18 protein-coding genes are annotated in these 18,314 nt (G+C 65.5%); 12 read left to right on the top strand and 6 right to left on the bottom strand.

Translation table 11 applies throughout. The annotated features are described in order from the left end of the window. Positions 1-103 precede the first annotated feature (103 nt). The 4 genes from AC2YJX_RS03670 to AC2YJX_RS03655 are packed head-to-tail and all read left to right on the top strand — an operon-like array spanning position 104 to position 3,685. Entirely contained in the window at positions 104-1,099 is a 996-nt protein-coding gene (locus AC2YJX_RS03670; RefSeq protein ID WP_487255296.1) for a branched-chain amino acid ABC transporter permease, read from the top strand. Next, the gene (locus AC2YJX_RS03665; RefSeq protein ID WP_487255295.1) at positions 1,096-1,854 is read left to right on the top strand and encodes an ABC transporter ATP-binding protein; all 759 of its coding nucleotides are present in this window, start codon (positions 1,096-1,098) and stop codon (positions 1,852-1,854) included. Before AC2YJX_RS03670 ends, AC2YJX_RS03665 begins: the two co-directional genes overlap by 4 nt. Next, positions 1,851-2,570: an ABC transporter ATP-binding protein gene (locus AC2YJX_RS03660; RefSeq protein WP_487255294.1), complete on the top strand. Its 720-nt coding sequence runs from the start codon at positions 1,851-1,853 to the stop codon at positions 2,568-2,570. Before AC2YJX_RS03665 ends, AC2YJX_RS03660 begins: the two co-directional genes overlap by 4 nt. Positions 2,571-2,587: 17 nt before the next feature. Continuing rightward, a complete protein-coding gene (locus AC2YJX_RS03655) occupies positions 2,588-3,685 on the top strand; it encodes a CDP-6-deoxy-delta-3,4-glucoseen reductase (protein ID WP_487255293.1) in 1,098 nt (365 codons plus the stop codon). Between the two features lie 7 nt (positions 3,686-3,692). Here AC2YJX_RS03655 and AC2YJX_RS03650 read toward each other — a convergent pair whose 3' ends face one another. Next, on the bottom strand, positions 3,693-4,733 hold the full coding sequence (locus AC2YJX_RS03650) for an AraC family transcriptional regulator (RefSeq protein WP_487255292.1): 1,041 nt from the start codon (positions 4,731-4,733) through the stop codon (positions 3,693-3,695). A 245-nt stretch (positions 4,734-4,978) separates the two neighbouring features. Here AC2YJX_RS03650 and AC2YJX_RS03645 point away from each other — a divergent pair, with 245 nt between their 5' ends. The 4 genes from AC2YJX_RS03645 to AC2YJX_RS03630 all read left to right on the top strand — a co-directional run bounded on the left by AC2YJX_RS03645 (position 4,979) and on the right by AC2YJX_RS03630 (position 9,784). Next, on the top strand, positions 4,979-5,779 hold the full coding sequence (locus AC2YJX_RS03645) for an SDR family oxidoreductase (RefSeq protein ID WP_487255291.1): 801 nt from the start codon (positions 4,979-4,981) through the stop codon (positions 5,777-5,779). Between the two features lie 10 nt (positions 5,780-5,789). Further along, positions 5,790-7,337: a flavin-containing monooxygenase gene (locus tag AC2YJX_RS03640; protein ID WP_487255290.1), complete on the top strand. Its 1,548-nt coding sequence runs from the start codon at positions 5,790-5,792 to the stop codon at positions 7,335-7,337. 42 nt (positions 7,338-7,379) lie between these two features. Beyond that, positions 7,380-8,600 (top strand): dienelactone hydrolase family protein, encoded by a 1,221-nt coding sequence (locus tag AC2YJX_RS03635; RefSeq protein ID WP_218300031.1) that lies wholly within the window; start codon positions 7,380-7,382, stop codon positions 8,598-8,600. Positions 8,601-8,722: 122 nt separating this feature from the next. After that, on the top strand, positions 8,723-9,784 hold the full coding sequence (locus AC2YJX_RS03630; RefSeq protein WP_487255289.1) for an aldo/keto reductase: 1,062 nt from the start codon (positions 8,723-8,725) through the stop codon (positions 9,782-9,784). Between the two features lie 69 nt (positions 9,785-9,853). Here the strand turns inward: AC2YJX_RS03630 and AC2YJX_RS03625 are convergent, their stop codons facing one another. Further along, positions 9,854-11,269, bottom strand: coding sequence for a M20 family metallopeptidase (locus tag AC2YJX_RS03625; protein ID WP_487255288.1), 1,416 nt, complete (start codon positions 11,267-11,269; stop codon positions 9,854-9,856). Between the two features lie 19 nt (positions 11,270-11,288). Then, positions 11,289-12,287 carry a Bug family tripartite tricarboxylate transporter substrate binding protein gene (locus tag AC2YJX_RS03620; RefSeq protein ID WP_487255287.1) on the bottom strand — a complete coding sequence of 333 codons (999 nt, stop codon included), beginning with the start codon at positions 12,285-12,287 and terminating at the stop codon, positions 11,289-11,291. 178 nt (positions 12,288-12,465) lie between these two features. Between AC2YJX_RS03620 and AC2YJX_RS03615 the strand changes: the two genes are divergently transcribed. The 3 genes from AC2YJX_RS03615 (at position 12,466) to plsY (ending at position 14,701) form a co-directional block, all read left to right on the top strand. Then, a complete protein-coding gene (locus AC2YJX_RS03615; protein ID WP_121506081.1) occupies positions 12,466-13,425 on the top strand; it encodes a LysR family transcriptional regulator in 960 nt (319 codons plus the stop codon). A gap of 70 nt (positions 13,426-13,495) precedes the next feature. Then, complete coding sequence (locus AC2YJX_RS03610; protein WP_055402597.1) at positions 13,496-13,987, top strand: aminoacyl-tRNA deacylase; 492 nt, start codon at positions 13,496-13,498, stop codon at positions 13,985-13,987. Between the two features lie 48 nt (positions 13,988-14,035). Further along, positions 14,036-14,701 carry a glycerol-3-phosphate 1-O-acyltransferase PlsY gene (gene plsY / locus AC2YJX_RS03605; RefSeq protein WP_121420437.1) on the top strand — a complete coding sequence of 222 codons (666 nt, stop codon included), beginning with the start codon at positions 14,036-14,038 and terminating at the stop codon, positions 14,699-14,701. Positions 14,702-14,773: 72 nt separating this feature from the next. On the opposite strand, the gene AC2YJX_RS03600 is transcribed toward plsY, so the two are convergent. The 3 genes from AC2YJX_RS03600 to AC2YJX_RS03590 form a co-directional block, all read right to left on the bottom strand. Further along, on the bottom strand, positions 14,774-15,796 hold the full coding sequence (locus AC2YJX_RS03600; protein ID WP_055402593.1) for an HD-GYP domain-containing protein: 1,023 nt from the start codon (positions 15,794-15,796) through the stop codon (positions 14,774-14,776). Positions 15,797-15,819: 23 nt separating this feature from the next. Then, entirely contained in the window at positions 15,820-16,467 is a 648-nt protein-coding gene (locus AC2YJX_RS03595; RefSeq protein WP_121420436.1) for a retropepsin-like aspartic protease family protein, read from the bottom strand. A 142-nt stretch (positions 16,468-16,609) separates the two neighbouring features. Next, positions 16,610-17,095, bottom strand: coding sequence for a YajQ family cyclic di-GMP-binding protein (locus AC2YJX_RS03590; protein WP_055402590.1), 486 nt, complete (start codon positions 17,093-17,095; stop codon positions 16,610-16,612). Positions 17,096-17,169: 74 nt separating this feature from the next. Here AC2YJX_RS03590 and murB point away from each other — a divergent pair, with 74 nt between their 5' ends. Further along, the gene (murB, locus tag AC2YJX_RS03585; protein WP_055402588.1) at positions 17,170-18,243 is read left to right on the top strand and encodes a UDP-N-acetylmuramate dehydrogenase; all 1,074 of its coding nucleotides are present in this window, start codon (positions 17,170-17,172) and stop codon (positions 18,241-18,243) included. Positions 18,244-18,314 lie beyond the last annotated feature (71 nt).

Raw genomic sequence — 18,314 nt, 5'->3', positions numbered from 1 at the left:
GGGACGCCCCAGCGCAGCGGGGCCGCCCTTGCGCGGGGGCACTGGTCTTGGCCGCGCCAGTTTCATGCGCTGCGGGTGGCGCACATAACCGAAGGAACCTGATATGCCTTCTTCCCTGAGTTTTTCTTCTTCCGCGTTGCAGCAGGAGAATGTGCCGCGCTGGCGTGGCGCACTGCTGCCGCTGGCCTTGCTGGTGGCGCTGGCGCTGTTCCCGCTGGTGGCATCGGCCCTGGGCCTGGATTTCTACATCGGCTTCGTGCGCCGGGTGCTGGTGGTGGCGCTGGCCGCCGCCAGCCTGAATTTCATCATGGGCTTTGGCGGCATGGTGGCGCTGGGGCATGCGGGCTTTGTGGGCGTGGGCGCCTATGCGGTGGTGGTACTTAGCGATGCGGGCGCCACCTCGGCCTGGGTCGTCTGGGGCGCTGCGATGGTGGTTGCCGCGCTGGTGGCTGCACTGGTCGGCGCCATCTCGCTGCGCACCAAGGGCGTGTACTTCATCATGATCACGCTGGCCTTCGCGCAGATGCTGTACTTCGTGTTCGTCTCGCTGCGCAGCTACGGCGGCGACGACGGCTATACGCTGCCCATGCGGCCGGCGCTGGGCCTGGGCCTCGATGTGATGCACGAGCCCACGCTGTACTGGGTGGTGCTGGCCCTGGTGGCGCTGATGCTGTGGTGGCTGGACCGGGCCACGGCCTCGCGCTTCGGCGCGGCGCTGGCGGGCATCCGCGACAACGAGACGCGCATGCGCGCCCTGGGCTACCCTGTGTACCTGCTGCAGCTGGCGGCCTTCACGCTGGCCGGTGCAGTCGCCGGCCTGGCGGGCGCGCTGCTGGCCACGGGCAACAGCTTCGTGAGCCCTTCGATGATGCACTGGACGCAATCGGCCACGCTGATCGTGATGGTCGTCATCGGCGGCCTGGGCCGGCGCTGGGGCGGGCCGGTGGGCGCGGCCGTCTGGCTTGCGCTCGAAGAGGTGCTCAAGCTCAACACCGACTACTGGCACATGCCGCTGGGCGTGTTGTTGATCGCCACCGCGCTGTATGCGCCCAAGGGCCTGGCCGCGCTGGCAGACCTGCGCGCAAGGAGCCCGCGATGAGCCTCTTTCAAGTGCAGGGCCTGGTCAAGCGCTTTGGCGGCCTGCTGGCCACCGACCATGTGGACCTCTCGGTGGCGCATGGCGAGGTGCATGCCCTCATCGGCCCCAACGGCGCCGGCAAGACCACGCTGGTCAACCAGATCTCGGGCCTGCTGGCGCCCGACGCGGGCCGGGTGCTGCTCGATGGTGCCGACATCACCGCGCTGCCCATGCACCGCCGCGTGGCCAAGGGGCTGTCGCGCTGCTTTCAGGTGACGCGCATCTTTCCCACGCAGACCGTGCGCGACAACCTGCTGCTGGCCGTGCAGGCGCACAGCGGGTCGAGCTTTCGCTTTGTGCAGCCGCGCTCGCAGGCGCAAGGCCTGTACGAGGCCGCCGACCGGCTGGCCGAGCGCGTGGGGCTGCAGGCCAGCATGGGCGAGGTGGCGGGGGCCCTGCCGCACGGCGCGCAGCGCACGCTGGATGTGGCGCTGGCGCTGGCCTCGGCTCCCAAGCTGTTGCTGCTCGACGAGCCCATGGCCGGCATGGGGCCGGACGAATCGCTGCAAATGGTGCAGCTCATCGAATCCCTGCGCAAGGACATGGCGGTGCTGCTGATCGAGCACGACATGGAGGCCGTGTTTCGCCTGGCCGACCGCATCTCGGTGCTGGTCTATGGCCGGGTGCTCACCGCCGGAACGCCCGACGAAATCCGCAACAACGCCGAGGTGCAGGCCGTGTACCTGGGCACCGAGACCCTGGAGACGACCCCATGAGTGCGCCCGAGCCATTGCTGAGCTGCCAGGGCCTGGAGGCCGGCTACGGCGTGAGCCAGGTGCTTTTCGGCATCGACCTCGATATCGCCGCGGGTGAAGTGGTGTCCCTGCTCGGCCGCAACGGCATGGGCAAGAGCACCACCATCAAGACCCTGGTGGGCGCGCTGCGCCCCACGGCTGGAGGCATCCGCTTCGCGGGCCAAGCCACCGATCGCCTCAAGAGCGACGCCATCGCCCGGCTGGGCCTGGCCATCGTGCCCGAAGGGCGCCACGTGTTTCCCAACCTCACGGTGCGCGAGCACCTGCTGGCCTTTGCCGACCACCGCAACGGCCTGCGCGATGCCTGGGATATGGACCGCATCTACGGCATGTTTCCGCGCCTCAAGGAGCGCCAGAACCACCTGGGCAACCAGCTCTCGGGCGGCGAGCAGCAGATGCTGGCCATCGGCCGGGCGCTGTCAACCAACCCGCGCCTGCTTGTCCTGGACGAGGCCACCGAGGGCCTGGCCCCGGTCATCCGCGAGGAGATCTGGCGCTGCCTGGCCACGCTCAAGGCCGCGGGGCAGACTATCCTGGTGGTCGACAAGTACGTGCACCGCCTGGTGGACCTGGCAGACCGCCATGTGATCCTGGAGCGCGGGCGGGTGGTGTGGCAGGGCGACTCTGCTGCGCTCAATGCAGACCGCAGCCTGTGGGCGCGTTACCTCACGGTGTAAGGGTTGAAGGGCCGACCATGCTGGATTGTGATGTGGACTTGGATCTACAGAAATCGCCATCTGCGCAGGCATACGCTGAACTCCGTGCGCAGGAGCACCGCGTCACGCTGCTGCCGGCCGGCAAGATGTTTGTGGCGCAGCTTGGCGAGAGTCTGCTGGACGCCGCAGCGCGCGCAGGCATCCGCTTGCCCCACCAGTGCAAAACGGGCAGCTGCTGCGCCTGCAGGGCGCAGGTGCTGCATGGGCCGGTCCAGGATATTGCTGGGGCCTTACCCTCCGCGCTGACGGCTGAAGACCTGGCCCAGGGCCAACGCCTTTTGTGCTGCTCGACTGCAGCGGGTGACCTGCAGCTGGAGTGTGCCGAGATCCCCCACATTCCGGGTATCGATGTGCGCAAGCTACCGGTGCGGGTGGCGGCCATGGAGCGTCTTGCACCTGATGTGGTGCGCGTGCAGTTGCAACCGCCCGCAGGCCAGCGCCTGCACTACGCGGCGGGCCAGTATGTGGATGTGCTGCTGCCTGGCAACCGGCGTCGCAGTTATTCGCTGGCCACCCCGGCGCGTGAGGGCGTTGACCTGCTGGAGCTGCACATCCGCCACCTGCCGGGCGGCCTTTTCACGGACCAGGTGTTCGGCAAACTCAAGGTGCGCGATGTGCTGCGCATTGAGGGGCCGTTTGGTACCTTCGGCATGCACACCGCCACCGATGCCCCGGCCATTCTTCTGGCGAGCGGAACAGGCTTTGCGCCTATCAAGGCATTGGTGGAGCAGCTCCTTGCCGCGGGGAGTGGACGCCGAATCACCCTGTACTGGGGCGGCCGCGTGCGGCAGGACCTGTATCTGCATGACCTCTGCAAGGAATGGGAACAGGCCTTGAAAGGACGTCTGACCTATGTGCCGGTGCTGTCAGACTCCTCCGAAGCCGATGGTTGGACGGGGCGTAGGGGTTGGGTACATCAGGCCGTGTTGCAGGACCATCCAGATTTGTCGCAGCATGAGGTGTATGCCTGCGGTGCGCCCGCCATGGTGAATGCCGCGCGGCGAGACTTTATGGCCTTGGCCGGTATGCAGTCCACCCTGTTCTTTGCAGATGCCTTCGTGGCACAGCCGGGGTGAGCGGGGATCAGTGCGGTGGGCCCAGGCGCTGGCGTGTCTCTGAGGGCGTCTCGCCGAAGCGCCGGCGGTAGCCTTCTGCAAAGTGGCCGAGGTGAAAAAAACCATAGCGCGCGGCGATATCCGACACCTGCGGTGCACGTTCTGCAAACTTGCTTTGCAGTGCCGTGCGGGCGGCATCAAGCCGCAAATCCCGAAGGAATGCCATGGGGCTCTTACCCGTGCATTGCGCAAAGGTCTGCTGCAGCGAGCGGGCGCTGACGCCCACATGCGCGCACACATCGGCCAGGGTGATGGGTTGTTCCAACTGGCTGTGCATGTACTCCTGCGCACGCTTGACCACGCGCGGCAGCACCGTGGGCACTGCGCCAGAACTGAATGCACCTGAGGCCAGTGCCGCTGAGTAGTTATGTCCCGTGCTGAGCAGCAGGCTGGTGAGCAGGTGGTTCTCGGCCTGCTCGGCCAGCACCGGGTGTCCCAGCAGGATGGCATTGGTTTCTACCGCAGAGCGCAGGTAGGCAATGAAGCTCGTCATGCCCAAGAGCGCCGGGTTGGTCAGGTCCACCCCCAGGTCAAACACCAGCGGCTGGTGCAAGGGCGCCTGCAGCAGTGCAGACAAGCGTGATTGCATGGCCGCTCGGTCTATCTTGACGATGAATTGTGGGCTGTCGTCATGCCAGCGCATCGACAGCGCTTCAGTGGGCGATGGCAGCGAGGCCATGAGCGCATGCGATTCCACGGCCTGGCTGCCGCACCGCACCATGGCGCCACCGCGCAGCGGAATCTGCAGCAGGTAAAAGCCTCCCAAATGGCCAGGCTCAATGCGCACCGCCGGCCCGTACTGCACGTAGTTCAGGCTCGCGTCGCGGTTCAGGGGCACGCTGTGGTGGCAGGCGTCAAGCTGCGAGCCCGGGCGCAGTGTGGCCAGGTCATGCGGGCAGAACACGCGGCCCACGAATTCGCGCGCCTCGTCCAGGTCGTGGCTGTCGAACAGGCGATAGCGCTCCAGTGGTAGCGGGTGCGCGGTGCTGTTCTGCTGGGCGGTGTGCATGCGGTTTGGCCGGTGGGATGTTGGTTCTTGGGCAAGCACGAAACACGCCACGGCAGGGGCGCGAAAATATGCGTTTGTGGGATACGCCCTGCGCTTTCGGGATGTGGATGTGCGGGCTGCTTTTCTATTCTTGTGCATGCCCCGGGTGCTGCGCAAGAGCGTTAGCACCGGGTGCATGGGGGCGGATGTGACGGCGTGTTACCGCTGCTGCGCCGCAACATGTTTCAGTCAGCACAGGAGTCAGCATGGTCCAGGGATTTGAAGGCATGCGCGGCAAGAGCGCGATCGTGACCGGGGGCGCCACCCTCATCGGTGCCGGGGTGGTGCGTGCACTGCACCAGGCTGGGGTGCGGGTGGTGGTGGCCGACATCAATGCCGAGGCCGGACAGGCCCTGGCGGACGAGTTGGGCGATGGGGTGCTGTTCAGCCGCACGGACATCACCGATGACGCCCAGGTGGCCGCCTGCGTGGCCTTGGCCGCCGCGCGCCATAGCGGGGTGAACTACCTGGTGAACCTGGCATGTTCCTATCTGGACGACGGCATCGCCTCGCCGCGCGCGGACTGGCTGGCCTCTCTCAACGTCAACCTGGTCAGCGCGGTGATGGTGCTCAAGGCCGTGCGCCCGCATTTCCAGCAGGCTGGGGGCGGGGCGGTGGTCAACTTCACCAGCATCTCCTCGGGCGTGGCGCAGACCGGGCGCTGGCTGTACCCGGTGGGTAAGGCTGCCATGGTGCAGCTCACGCGCAGCATGGCCATGGACCTGGCGGGCGAGGGTGTGCGCGTGAACAGCGTCTCACCCGGCTGGACCTGGTCAGCCATCATGGACCAGCTCACCGGGGGCGACCGCGCCAAGACCGACCGCGTGGCCGCGCCCTTCCACCTGCTGCGCCGCGTGGGCGACCCGGCCGAGGTGGCCAACGTGGTGCTCTTCCTGTGCTCGGACCTGGCCAGCTTCGTGACCGGCGCCGACTATGCCTGCGACGGCGGCTACTCGGCCATGGGGCCCGAGTCGTACGAGCCGGCCATCCCCAAACTCATGTCGTGAAGGAGCAGCCATGACCATCCGATCTGTAGGCATCATCGGTGCCGGTTTCGCCGGCCTTTCCACCGCCAAGGTGCTACGCGCCTTTGGCTTTGAGGTGACGGTGTTCGAGAAGGAGCCTGACGTGGGTGGCGTGTGGGCCGCCTCGCGCCGCTACCCGGGCCTGACCACGCAGAACCCGCGCACCACCTATGCGCTGTCGGACTTTCCGATGCCAGCCAGCTACCCCGAGTGGCCCTCGGGCCAGCAGGTGCAGGCCTACCTGCAGTCATATGCCGAGCACTTCGGACTGGTGCCATTCCTGCGCATGTCCACCACGGTGGAGAGCGCGGTGCTCGATGAAGAGGCCGGTGTGTGGACCGTGCAGGCGCGCCGCGCAGCGACGGGGCAGGGCGGCGCCTTGCCGGCCGAGGTGTATCGCTTTGATTACCTGGTGGTGTGCAACGGCATCTTCAGCGAGCCTGCAGTGCCGCAGTACCCGGGGGTGGATGCCTTTGTGGCCGCAGGCGGGCGTGTGTGCCATACCAGCCAGTTCAACGATGCGGGCGAGGCGCGCGGCAAGCATGTGCTGGTGGTGGGCTACGGCAAGTCGTCGTGCGACGTGGCCAATGCCATCGCGGCTGACAGTGCCAGCACCACGGTACTTGCGCGCCACCTCATCTGGAAGATTCCGAAGAAGTTCATGAACGTGCTGAACTTCAAGTTCCTGCTGCTCACGCGCATGGGCGAGGCGCTGTTCAAGTACATCGAGCCCAAGGGTTTCGAGAAATTCCTGCACGGCCCGGGCCTGCCGGTGCGCAACTCCATGCTGGGCAGCGTGGAATCGGTGGTCACGCGCCAACTCAAGCTCCGCGAGATCGGCCTGCACCCGGGCACGCCGCTCGAAACCATCGCCCGCAGCACCGTGAGCCTTGTGACCGACGGCTTCTACGAGAAGGTGGCCGCTGGCGAATTGGGCGTGCGCAAAGGCGTGAGTATCCAGACCCTGAAGCCCGGGCAGGCTGTGCTGAGCAACGGTGAAACGGTGCCTGCCGACATCGTGGTCTGCGGCACGGGCTGGCACCAGCAGGTGCCGTTCTTCGACAGCAGTGTGCTTCAGCGTGTGACCGATGCACGCGGCAACTTCCGGCTTTACCGGTCCATCCTGCCTGTGGGCATGCCGCGCCTGGCGTTCAACGGCTACAACTCCTCGTTCTTCAGCCAGCTCAACTGCGAGATCGGTGCGTTGTGGCTGGCCAACCACCTGCGCGGTGGGCTGCAGCTGCCGCGGCCGGACCAGATGAACGCGCAGATCGACCGGCGCCTGGCCTGGATGGAGGAGCGCACCGACGGCAAGCATTCCAAAGGCACCAACATCATCCCGTTCTCGGTGCACAACATTGACGAACTGCTGCAGGACATGGGGCTGCCGCTTGGTGTGCTCACCCGCTTCAAGCAGTGGCTGGGGCCAGTGGATCCGTCGGACTATGCGGTGGTCACCCGGCAACTGCTGGCGCGGCATGCGAATGCCACCGTGGCTGTGGCAGCGCCCCAAGCCACCTCGGGGGCTGCGGCTTCCTGAACCCTCCTGAAACCACTAATACCCTCTACAAGGATCCCGAACATGCCAGGACAATGGATCACCCTCGAAGCCGCAGACGGCAGCGGCAGCTTTCGCGCTTACCTCGCCACACCCGCCAGTGGCGGCGGACCAGGGCTGGTGCTTGCACAGGAAATTTTTGGAGTGAACGGCACCATGCGTGACGTCGCCGACTACTACGCAGAGGAAGGGTATGTGGTGCTGGTACCCGATCTTTTCTGGCGCCAGGAGCCGGCGGTGGAACTCGATGCAGCGAAGGATATGCCGCGCGCATTTGCGCTCTACCAGGGCTTTGACGAAGCCAAGGGCGTGCAGGACCTGCAGACAGCCATCTCGGCGCTGCGTGCGCGCCCCGAGGTCCGCACGCAGGGCGGCAAGGTGGGTGTGCTGGGCTTCTGCCTGGGCGGCAAGCTGGCCTACCTGGCGGCCTGCCGTACCGATGCCGACGTGGCGGTGGGCTACTACGGCGTCGGCATAGAAGCTGCGCTGGCTGAAGCCGCTGATATCCAGTGCCGCCTGGTGCTGCACATCGCTGAGCTTGACGGTTTTTGCCCGCCGCCCGCGCGCGAGGCCATCGTGCAGACCCTTTCGGGCCGCGAGAACGTGGAGCTGTACATCTACCCCGGCACCGACCATGCGTTTGCGCGCGTGGGTGGCGACCACTTCCACAAGCCGTCGGCCCTGATGGCACACCAGCGCAGCGTGGCTGCCTTGCGACGCGCAATGGGGCCACACTACGACCTCTCGGCCCTGTGGGACAAACACTGCGAATATGAGTTCGCCACGCGCAATGTGGACGCCACCATGTCCACCATGGTGGCGGAGCCCTATGTGAACCACATCCCCACCATGACGGGCGGTGTGGGCTACCGGCATCTGCACGACTTCTACACCCGTCACTTTGTCAACAGCAACCCACCTGATACCAGTCTGACCCCCATCTCGCGCACGGTGGGCGCCACGCAGGTGGTGGATGAAATGCTGTTTTGTTTCACCCATACCACCGAGATCCCCTGGATGCTGCCCGGCGTCGCGCCCACAGGCCGGCGGGTGGAAATACCGCTGCTGGCGGTGGTCAAGTTTCGCGGCGACAAGCTCTACCACGAGCATATCTACTGGGACCAGGCCAGTGTGCTTGTGCAGGTGGGGTTGCTGGATCCCAACGGCCTGCCCGTGGCAGGGGTGGAGACAGCGCGCAAACTGCTGGATGAAACGCTGCCGTCGAACGGGCTGATGGAACGGTAGAAAAACTCCTCAGGGTTTGCCGCATGGCGCGTGCAGCAAACCCTGTGAGGCGGGTGTGCAAGCCCAGGCCTGCAGACTTTGCTGGCAACCCGTAAACTGCGCGGCTTGCCAACGGAGTCCGCATGAACAACATCCAACTCGGTCAGAGCGACCTGCACGTCACCCCCATCTGCCTGGGCACCATGACCTTTGGTGAACAGGTCAACGAATCTGATTCCCACGCCATCCTCAGCCGCTCGCTGGCAAGGGGGGTGAACTTCATCGACACGGCCGAGATGTATTCGGTGCCCGCCAAGGCTGAGACCTTTGGCGCTACGGAAACCATCATCGGCAACTGGTTCGCCAAGAGCCCCGGTGCGCGCCAGAAACTGGTGGTGGCCACCAAGGTGGCGGGCCCTTCGCGCGGCATGCCCTGGGTGCGCGAGGGCAAGGGCATGGCTGCGGCCGATATCGTTGCTTCGTGCGAGGGCAGCCTGCGCCGCCTGCAGACCGATGTGATCGACCTCTACCAGATCCACTGGCCCGAGCGCCATGTGCCCGCCTTTGGCAACCTGTACTACGACCCTTCCAAAGAAACCTCCACCACCCCCATTCGCGAGCAGCTCGAAGCTTTGTCGGGGCTGGTGAAGGCGGGCAAGGTGCGGTACATCGGCCTGTCGAACGAGACGCCCTATGGTGTGCACGAATTCGTGCGCCTGGCCGAGCAGCACGGCCTGCCGCGCGTGGCTACGGTGCAAAACCCGTATTGCCTGATCAACCGCACCTGGGAAAACGGCCTGGACGAAACCTGCCACCGGCTGAACGTGTCGCTGCTCGCCTACTCACCGCTGGGTTTTGGCCTGCTGACGGGCAAGTACGACGAGAGCGGCATCACCGGCCCATCGGCACCCCAGGGCGCACGCATTGCCACGTATGAATCCGTGCGCAAGCAGCGCTGGGGCCGCCCCGAGGCGCTCACGGCATCGCGCCGCTACAACGCCCTGGCTCGTGCCAATGGCATGACGCCTACGCAAATGGCGCTGGCGTTCTGCTACACCAAGTGGCAGGTGGCCAGCACCATCATCGGCGTGACGTCGGTGGCGCAGTTGGATGAAGACCTGAATGCCTGGGGAACCACGCTGTCGCCAGAGGTGTTGAAGGAGATCGACGCCATCCGCTGGGAGCTGCGCGACCCGGCATTGTGATCACTGTGCACAGATAGCAAAAAGGGGCAGAATCGCCCCTTTTTTTACGTCGGTCAGTACGTCTGGTGTCTACGCAGCGGTGGTGATACGTCCTTCCTTCCACGGTGTGCCCTGCGCCTCACCCAGGTCCCAAAACAGGCCTGCCATGACGGCCAGCCCTTCGCGGGCCACAGGTGCCAGCAGGTGCTCGTTGGGCGCATGTTGCGCGCACGCCGGGTACGAGTGGGGCACCCAAAGGGTGGGCAGGCCCAGCTGGTCCGCAAAGATATCGTTGGGCAGAGAGCCCGCCAGGTTGGGCAGCAAGGTTGCAGGCTGCCCCGCGCTGGCTTGTAGCGACGCCAGCGTCCAGTCCACCCAGGGGTTGTGCAGGTCGAGCCGGGTGGCGCCGCACACCATGCCCATGGTGATTTCCACCTGGCTGAAACCGTGTGCGTCCAAATGCTCGCGCAGCGTGGCCTGCACGTTCTTCCAGTCGGTGCCCACTACAAAGCGCAGCTGGCAATGGGCCACCGCTTGGGAAGGGATGGCATTGATCGGGCGCTGGGCGTTGCCCGCACCCAGAGCCAGCACTTCCAGCGTGTTCCAGCCCACCAGTTGTTCGGCGGGCGTGAGGCCGGGTTCGCCCCATCCGGGCGTGAGCGCAGGGTCATCGGCACCTGCGCCGATCACCACGTCTTTCAGTGCGGTGCGCAGCTTGTCGGGCACGGCAGGCGGTAGCAAGCCGTCGACCAGAATGCGGCCCTGGGCGTCCACCAACGTGGCCAGCGCGTGCGTGAGCACGGTGGCCGGGTTGGCCAGCACGCCGCCCCAGTTGCCCGAGTGGTAGGCCTTGTCGCGGCTGCGCACCGCGAGCGAAAAGTTGATGGCACCGCGCGAACCCAGAAAGAGCGTGGGGCGCGCCGCGTTCACCCGGGGGCCGTCGCTGGCCACGAAGAGGTCGGCTTTCAGCGCATCCCTGTGCTGTTCGCAGAATGCGGCCAGGCCGGGTGAACCGGCTTCTTCGCCCATCTCCATGAGCAGCGTTACGTTGTAGCCCAGACGGCCTTGGCGTGCCTCCAGCGTGTGCGCCAGCGCGGCAAGGCTGACGGTGTGTTGGCCCTTGTTGTCGGCGGTGCCACGGCCATACCAGCGGTCACCTTCAATGGTCAGCTCCCAGGGCGAAGGACCTTCGCGCCATTGGCTGTCCTGGCCGTTGACCACGTCGCCGTGGCCATAGGTCATCACGGTGGGCAAGGCGGGGTCTTCTACCCGGCGGGCCAGCAACAGCGGGCCACCCTTGGAATCTGGGTTGTCGAGCACCTGGCAGTCAAAGCCCAGCGGCTCCAGCCAAGGCACGATTTCGTCGGTCAGGTAGGTGCGCAGCGTGGGGGGGACTTGCCCGGTGTCGCTTTCGGTGCGCCAGGCCACGCGTCGGCGCAGGTCATCGGCAAAGCGGCCGTCATCGAAGTAGTGGCGGACGTTGTTGATCAGTTGCTCTCGGTTCATCGTTTTCTCCTTGCTGGGGTCACTCCACCACGATCTGTGCGCGGTGGGCCAGCGCGCGGTAGCGCCCGATCTCGTCTTCCATGGCGGCGTGCATGGCCTTGGGGCCCACAAAAACGGGCTCCATGCCCTGGGCACGGATCTGGTCCTGCAGCTGGACGTCGCGCATGGCGGCCTCGACTTCTTTCACCAGTTTGTCCACGATGGGCGCGGGCGTGCGCGCCGGGGCTGCCACGGCGTACCAGCCGTCAAAGGCTGCGTCTGGCAGCTTCAGTTCCCGCACAGTAGGAATCGAGGGCAGGGCGCGGGCGCGCTCGTTGCCTGCAATGGCCAGTGCGCGCAGCTTGCCTGAGCGCACATGCGGTGCGGCACTGGCCACGGTGTCGATGGCCATCTGGATCTCACCGCCGATCAACCCCATCATGGCCTGTGCGCTGCCCCGGTAGGGCACGTCCTGCAGGCGCACGCCAGCGGCCTGCTCCAACAGTGCGCCGACCAGGTGGGGGGCCGAACCGGAGCCGAAAGTGGCGTAGTTGATAGTTTTGGGCGCGGCCTTTGCGGCGGCCAGCAGGGCGGCGAAGTCCTTGTGGGGCGAGCTGGCGCTGACCACGATCACCAGCGGTGCGCGGGCAACGATGGCCACAGGCGCCAGATCCTTGAGCGGGTCGTACGGCAGCTTGGGCCGCAGCGCAGCGTTCACGGTGTAGCTGGTGGAGCCCGACACCAGCAGGGTATAGCCGTCGGGCTCGGCCTTGACCACGCTGTCGGTGCCAATGATGGTGGAGGCGCCGGGCTTGTTGTCGATGACCACGGGCTTGCCCAGGCGTGTGGACAGCTTTTGGCCCAGCGCGCGGGCTACGGCGTCGGTGCCGCCCCCGGGTGGGAAGGGCGCGACCAGGCGCACAGTTCGCTGGGGCCACGCCTCCGAGGGCGCAGTCGTCTGGGCAAGGGACAGGGTGCTGGCGCTGGCGAAGGTGGCCAGGACGGCGGACAGCAAAGAGACTCGGACAAGGCTTTTCATGCAGGCTCCAGAGGTTGATGCGTGGGGTGTTGGTAGCACTACCGCAAAGGCGATCGCGCTGATACCCACAGCCATGGGTGAATTGGAGCCTTAAACCATGCAAGATGGGAGCCGGTTTACCATTGCTCTGGATAGAGATTTGGCAACTGAGCGTTGCCTTTTGGTTAGTAGGTACACGATGCCCATTTCACTGCTCAGCCTGCCCTTGCGTTACTTTCTGGAGGTGGCGCGCACCGGCTCTGTCAATCAGGCGGCGCAGCGCCTGTACGTGGCAGCATCGGCGGTGAGCCGCCAGTTGGGCAAGCTGGAAGACAGCCTGGGCGTGACGCTGTTCGAACGCCAGGCACGTGGCATGGCGCTGACCGAAGCGGGCACCCGGCTGCTGGCCCATGCCACGGCGCACGATGCGCAGGCCACAGAATTGGTCGAGCAACTGCAAGGGCTGTCGGCCCAGCAGGCTTTGCGTGTGCGGGTGGCCTGCACCGAAGGCTTTGCCGCGAGCTTCATGCCGCTGGTGATGTCGGTGTTCCGGCAGACGCACCCACAGGTGCAGCTGCAGTTGCTGGTGGACGTGCCGCAGGAAGTGTCGGCCCTGGTGCAGCGCGGAGACGTTGATCTGGCGCTGAAGTACAGCGTGGCGCCCGAGAAAGGTTTGCAGGTGCTGCATTCGGCCATTGCCCCGATCTACGCCATCATGCCCGCGCAGCACCCGCTGGCCCGCCAGCGCAGCGTGAGCGTGGCCGATGTGGTGCGCTATCCGCTGCTGCTGGGTGCGGGCAACACGACCGGGCGGCAGCTGTTTGACCTGAGCTGTGCAGTGCAGGGCCTGCGGTATGTGCCGGCGGTGGAGAGCAATTTTTCATCGGCACTGCTGCCGCTGCTGAGCGGGCAGGACGTGGTGCTGGCCAGCTACCTCACGGCGGCGCGCTGGGTGGAGGCGGGCCTGCTGGCGGCCCGGCCGTTTGACGAGGTGCAACTGCAGCAGCGGCGTCTGCAGGTGCTGGCCGTGGAAGGGCGGGCACCGTCGGCGCTGGTGCAGCAGTTCACGCAGGCGCTGGTGGCTGCCATTGAGCAGTACGGCAAGCGCAAGGTGGGGCGGCGCAAGACGACAGCAGCGCGGGTGATCGAGGTGCCTTGATTCGGGCTGCCTGCCGTTCGCAGTGGGGGCGCGCAACTGGATACCATTCGTTCCCTACCCGGATCGCACCATGGCCAAGAAAGAACACGTCTCCGAGACCCAAGCCACCCAGTTGCTCAAGGCGAACAAGGTGGCATTCACTGAGCACCCCTACGAATACCTGGAGCACGGCGGCGCCATGCACAGCGCCGAGGTGCTAGGCCTCGACCCCTTCACGGTGGTCAAGACCCTGGTCATGCAGGACCAGGATGCCAAGCCCTTGCTGGTGCTGATGCATGGCAATCGCAAGGTCTCCACCAAAAACCTCGCGCGCCAGATCGGCGCCAAGTCGGTCGAGCCGTGCGCGCCGGAGGTCGCCAACCGCCACAGCGGCTACCTGGTGGGTGGCACGTCGCCCTTTGGCACGCGGCGCGCCATGCCGGTGTACATCGAAGAAACCATCCTGGCGCTGCCGCGCATTGCCATTAATGGCGGGCGCCGGGGCTTTCTGGTGCAGATCGATCCGCAGGTGTGCGTGCAGTTGCTGGGTGCTAAACCGGTGCACTGCGCGCTGGCAGAATAGGCCGCCACGGCAGACCGTCCGCCGTCCCCCGATTTTTGAGGAGTTACTTTGACCGCCGTGTATCCCATCCTTGCCGCTGTGGCCGCCTACTTGCTGGGCTCGCTGTCGTTCGCCGTCATCGTGACGCGTGTGATGGGGCTGAGCGACCCGCGCACCTATGGCAGCAAGAACCCCGGCGCCACCAACGTGCTGCGCTCGGGCTCCAAGGCGGCAGCCATCGTCACACTGCTGTTGGACGCCATGAAAGGCTGGCTGCCTGTGGCGTTGGTGATGTGGTTTGGTCAGCCCTATGGGCTGGACGACGGCACGGTCGCCATGGTGGGGCTGGCGGCGTTTCTGGGCCACCTGTGGCCTGTGTTCTTCCGATTTGAAGGGGGCAAGGGTGTTGCCACTGCGCTGGGCGTGCTGTTGGGCATCAGCGTCTGGCTGGGGCTGGCCACGGCTGCGACCTGGCTCATCATCGCGTTTTTCTTCCGCTACTCGTCCCTGGCCTCGCTGGTGGCTGCCGCCTTTGCGCCGGTGTATTACCTGCTGGTGGATGGGGTGGTGTGGTATGCCGAGGGCACGATTGCGGGCTCCATCATCGTGATGGCCATGTTGCTGGCCTGGCGCCACAAGGAGAACATCCAGCGCCTGATCGAAGGCAAGGAGTCGCGACTGGGCAGCAAAAAGGCCAAGCCGAACGCCGAGGGTGCAGGCAAGTCGCCAAAGTAAACGCAGGGGGAAGGCACGCCGCGCTGAATGCGGTGCACGTGCCGTCTGCTCAGCTTCTTGTACGGACAGGTTCTACAGCGAACCTGGCCCTGAAATCAGCCCCCGGAGCCCGGCGCTGTGCTGGGCGGCATAGAGGCCCAGGCGCACCATGGTGCGGTGGTTGAGCTCCAGGCTCACGGCCGATCGGGCCAGAGCGGACTGGATGCGGGGTTTTCCGGTGGCCGTCTGGTACAGGCTGGGCTGCGCGTGGTGGGTGCCGGTGCGGTCCAGAAGGCTGGCGACCAGCGGATGATTGGCTTTTTCGCTGCGGCGCAGCACGATGGCGGTCTCGCCGTTGTCGAGCTTCACAAAAGTCCCTGGCGGGCAAAGGCCGATGGAGCGCACCAGGGTGTAGCTCACCTCATCGCGTTGGTCGATCTCCTGCCCGACGATGGCGCGTACCGAGTCGGTGGCACTGCGGCCTGCACGGGACTTGCGTGGGCTGATCATGGCTGCATAGCGGTCGATGGTGCCCAGGACACGTGTGAGCCGGTCCACCGGGTCCTGGTTGGCCAGCGGCACACGGTCGGCCACGGTGGCATGGTGTTGTCCCACCACGTCCAGCCAGAGCGCATCGTTGATGAACAGGCGCTCCAGCAGCATCATGCTTTCTTCCGGGTGGCTCTTGATGGCCTCTTGTTGGACCGGTGTCGGGCGTTCACGCTGTTCGGCCAGCTCATCCTGCAGGGCCGTCATGCCGATGTTCATGGTGAGGGCCGCGCGCACCAGGCTGTCGCGCTCGCGTGGTGCCAGCTGCAGTTCGTGCGCCATGATGTGGCACAAGGTGCCGCACACCAGCGCATGGGAGGCGCTATAGCCCACGGTGGATGTGGACGCCAGCTGGAACATCAGGTACAGCGCTGCGTCGATGTCGTGCGCCACCAGGTCCTGCATCCAGCTATCGAACTGGCGCACCTTGGCGGCAAAATCCTGTACCTGCAGAGGTCGCGACAGCAGCACCGACAGCGCTGATTCCAGGTCTGACCACAGGCCCAGCAAGTCCTCGTACTCGCCTTCGGCGTGGTGTGGGGTGCCGGTGGAGTGGTGGGCAGACATGGTGGTGTGTGCAGCGGTCAGGCTCAGTTGCGCTTTTCCAGCACCATCTGGTCGTTGATGCGTGTCATCTGGAACTCGGTCAGAAAGCTGTTGCCCAGCAGCACGTAGGGCATGGGCTGTGGGGTGATGATGGCCTCGACCCCGAACACCTCGACATCGCCGATGCGCACTGAGTCCAGCTTCATGCGCCACCCTTGCGCCACACCATTGGCCGTGTTCATGCGCACGGGCTGGCCGTTCTGGTAGTTGAGCCCCATACGCTCAGCATCCTGCCGCCCGATGGCCACAGTGGAAGCACCGGTGTCCACCATGTACTGCATCACACGCCCGTTGATGGTGCCGCTGTTGATGAAATGCCCACGGCTGTCGGCCATCAATACGACGCGCTTGCCGCTTCCGCCACGGGCGCCAACGCTCACCGGGGCCTCGCCCAGCCGCAGCACGCGTCGCGTGCCATTGACTTCGATGGTGGCTTCTTCTTTGGTGACGGTAATGACCTTGACGCCCTGGTACTCATCCCCAGCACCCACCGCCTTGGGTGGGTTGGCATCCACCACCAGCAAGGCCTTGCTGCCCAGCATGCCCGCCAGCGCCACCGCCTGCGCATGAGCCCAGGACGGAGCCAAGCACAGAGCAACCAGCGCGGCCAGGGCAAAGGAGTGGATCGTCATTCGTTGATGGCGTTGTGCTCCTCCCCCGTACCTCGGAACTGGCGCGGCCCAGGCGAGGGACGCCAAGCCAGGGCCGCCCCGCAGCGAGGGCGTCGTCCCCCTGGAGGGGGAAGGCGCGAAGCGACTCAGGGGGTGCACCATCTCAGTCGCGGAAGTTGTCGAACGACAGGGGAACGTCCGTTACATCCTTGCGGATCAGCGCCATGGCCGCCTGCAGGTCGTCGCGCTTGGCACCCGTCACGCGCACCTTGTCCTCCTGGATGGCCGCTTGCACCTTGAGCTTGCTTTCCTTCATGAGCTTCTGGATCTTCTTGGCCAGCTCGCTCTCGATGCCGTTGCGCACCTTGATGACCTGCTTGACCTTGTCGCCGCCTATCTTCTGCACATCGCCCATGTCCAGAAAACGCACGTCCACGTTGCGCTTGGTGAGTTTGTTGCGCAGTACATCCTCGATCTGGGTGAGCTGAAAGTCGGCGTCGCCGATCAGCGTGATGTCCTTGTCTTTGATCTCGATGCTGGCCGATGTGCCCTTGAAGTCGAAACGGGTGGCGATTTCCTTGGCGGTGTTCTCGACGGCGTTTTTCACTTCAACCAGGTTGGCTTCACAGACGGTGTCAAAAGATGGCATGGATGGCTCTCAATCTCAGGGAAAACAGCTACAGATCGCAGGGGCCCGAAAGGGCGGGTGCGACAATCGGGCCAATGGTAGTCGAGAAAAACGCCCCTTTGCAGCCCTGGAACACCTTTGGCATTGCTGCGCGTGCCCAAACCCTGGTGCGTGTGCGCTCCGTGTCGGATCTGAAGGCCGTTCTGGCCGATATGGAGCTGGCCCCCGCAGCCAAGTTTGTGCTGGGCGGGGGCAGCAACATCATCCTGACCGGCGATGTGAAATCTATCGTGCTCAAGATGGAGATCAAGGGGCTGCGCTTGGTGGAGGAAACCCCCAAGGCCTGGATCGTGGAGGCGGGTGCAGGTGAGGTCTGGCACGATGCTGTGGCCTGGACGCTGGCGCACGGGTTCCCGGGGCTGGAAAATCTGGCGCTCATCCCGGGCACGGTGGGCGCCTCGCCCGTGCAGAACATCGGTGCCTATGGCGTGGAGCTGCAGGATCGGTTTGAATCGCTCGACGCCCTCGATCTGGCCACCGGCCAGTCGTTCAGCCTGGATGCCGCGCAGTGCGGCTTTGGCTACCGCGACTCCGTCTTCAAGCATGCGCCGTCTGAAGCACCCGACGGCAGCGGGATGCCGCGCGGCATGGGCCTGGCGGGGCGCGCGGTCATCACCCATGTGCGGTTTCGGCTGCCCAAGCCCTGGAAGCCCGTGCTGGGCTACCTCGATCTGGAGCGCCGCCGCGCCGAGGCGGGCGTGGAGCACCCCAGTGCCCAGCAGATTTTTGACTGGATCTGCGACATTCGCCGCGCCAAGCTGCCCGACCCTGCCGTGGTGGGCAACGCAGGCAGCTTCTTCAAGAACCCCACGGTGTCGCCCGACCAGTGCGCCGACATCATCGCGCGCGAGCCCAAGATCGTGCATTACCCCATGCCCGACGGCAGCATCAAGCTGGCGGCGGGCTGGCTGATTGATGCCTGCGGCTGGAAGGGCAAGTCCATCGGCAAGGCGGGGGTGTACGAAAAGCAGGCCCTGGTGCTGGTCAACCGGGGGCACGGCGCCGACAGCGTGACGGGCGGCGAGGTGATGACCCTGGCCAAGGCCATCCAGACCAGCGTGTACGAGCGCTTTGGCATCCGGCTGGAGCCCGAGCCGGTGGTGGTTTAGACCAGCAGCCAACCTTCCCCGCAAAGAAAAAAGCCACCGTTTCCGGTGGCTTTGCTCATATATATGTAGCT

It is taken from the genome of Acidovorax sp. SRI_002 (genome assembly GCF_057586455.1).
The sequence above is the reverse complement of the archived record's forward strand: the minus strand, read 5'-3'. Positions and strand labels throughout refer to the sequence as shown.

Bases quoted from the DNA above. Each gene is read 5' to 3' on its own strand.
- AC2YJX_RS03620 (WP_487255287.1), bottom strand. From the start codon at position 12,287: ATGAAAAGCCTTGTCCGAGTCTCTTTGCTGTCCGCCGTCCTGGCCACC.
- AC2YJX_RS03635 (WP_218300031.1), top strand. From the start codon at position 7,380: ATGCCAGGACAATGGATCACCCTCGAAGCCGCAGACGGCAGCGGCAGC.
- AC2YJX_RS03630 (WP_487255289.1), top strand. From the start codon at position 8,723: ATGAACAACATCCAACTCGGTCAGAGCGACCTGCACGTCACCCCCATC.
- AC2YJX_RS03640 (WP_487255290.1), top strand. From the start codon at position 5,790: ATGACCATCCGATCTGTAGGCATCATCGGTGCCGGTTTCGCCGGCCTT.
- AC2YJX_RS03650 (WP_487255292.1), bottom strand. From the start codon at position 4,733: ATGCACACCGCCCAGCAGAACAGCACCGCGCACCCGCTACCACTGGAG.
- AC2YJX_RS03660 (WP_487255294.1), top strand. From the start codon at position 1,851: ATGAGTGCGCCCGAGCCATTGCTGAGCTGCCAGGGCCTGGAGGCCGGC.
- AC2YJX_RS03665 (WP_487255295.1), top strand. From the start codon at position 1,096: ATGAGCCTCTTTCAAGTGCAGGGCCTGGTCAAGCGCTTTGGCGGCCTG.
- AC2YJX_RS03610 (WP_055402597.1), top strand. From the start codon at position 13,496: ATGGCCAAGAAAGAACACGTCTCCGAGACCCAAGCCACCCAGTTGCTC.
- AC2YJX_RS03595 (WP_121420436.1), bottom strand. From the start codon at position 16,467: ATGACGATCCACTCCTTTGCCCTGGCCGCGCTGGTTGCTCTGTGCTTG.
- AC2YJX_RS03600 (WP_055402593.1), bottom strand. From the start codon at position 15,796: ATGTCTGCCCACCACTCCACCGGCACCCCACACCACGCCGAAGGCGAG.
- AC2YJX_RS03670 (WP_487255296.1), top strand. From the start codon at position 104: ATGCCTTCTTCCCTGAGTTTTTCTTCTTCCGCGTTGCAGCAGGAGAAT.
- AC2YJX_RS03655 (WP_487255293.1), top strand. From the start codon at position 2,588: ATGCTGGATTGTGATGTGGACTTGGATCTACAGAAATCGCCATCTGCG.
- AC2YJX_RS03615 (WP_121506081.1), top strand. From the start codon at position 12,466: ATGCCCATTTCACTGCTCAGCCTGCCCTTGCGTTACTTTCTGGAGGTG.
- AC2YJX_RS03645 (WP_487255291.1), top strand. From the start codon at position 4,979: ATGGTCCAGGGATTTGAAGGCATGCGCGGCAAGAGCGCGATCGTGACC.
- murB (WP_055402588.1), top strand. From the start codon at position 17,170: ATGGTAGTCGAGAAAAACGCCCCTTTGCAGCCCTGGAACACCTTTGGC.
- AC2YJX_RS03590 (WP_055402590.1), bottom strand. From the start codon at position 17,095: ATGCCATCTTTTGACACCGTCTGTGAAGCCAACCTGGTTGAAGTGAAA.
- AC2YJX_RS03625 (WP_487255288.1), bottom strand. From the start codon at position 11,269: ATGAACCGAGAGCAACTGATCAACAACGTCCGCCACTACTTCGATGAC.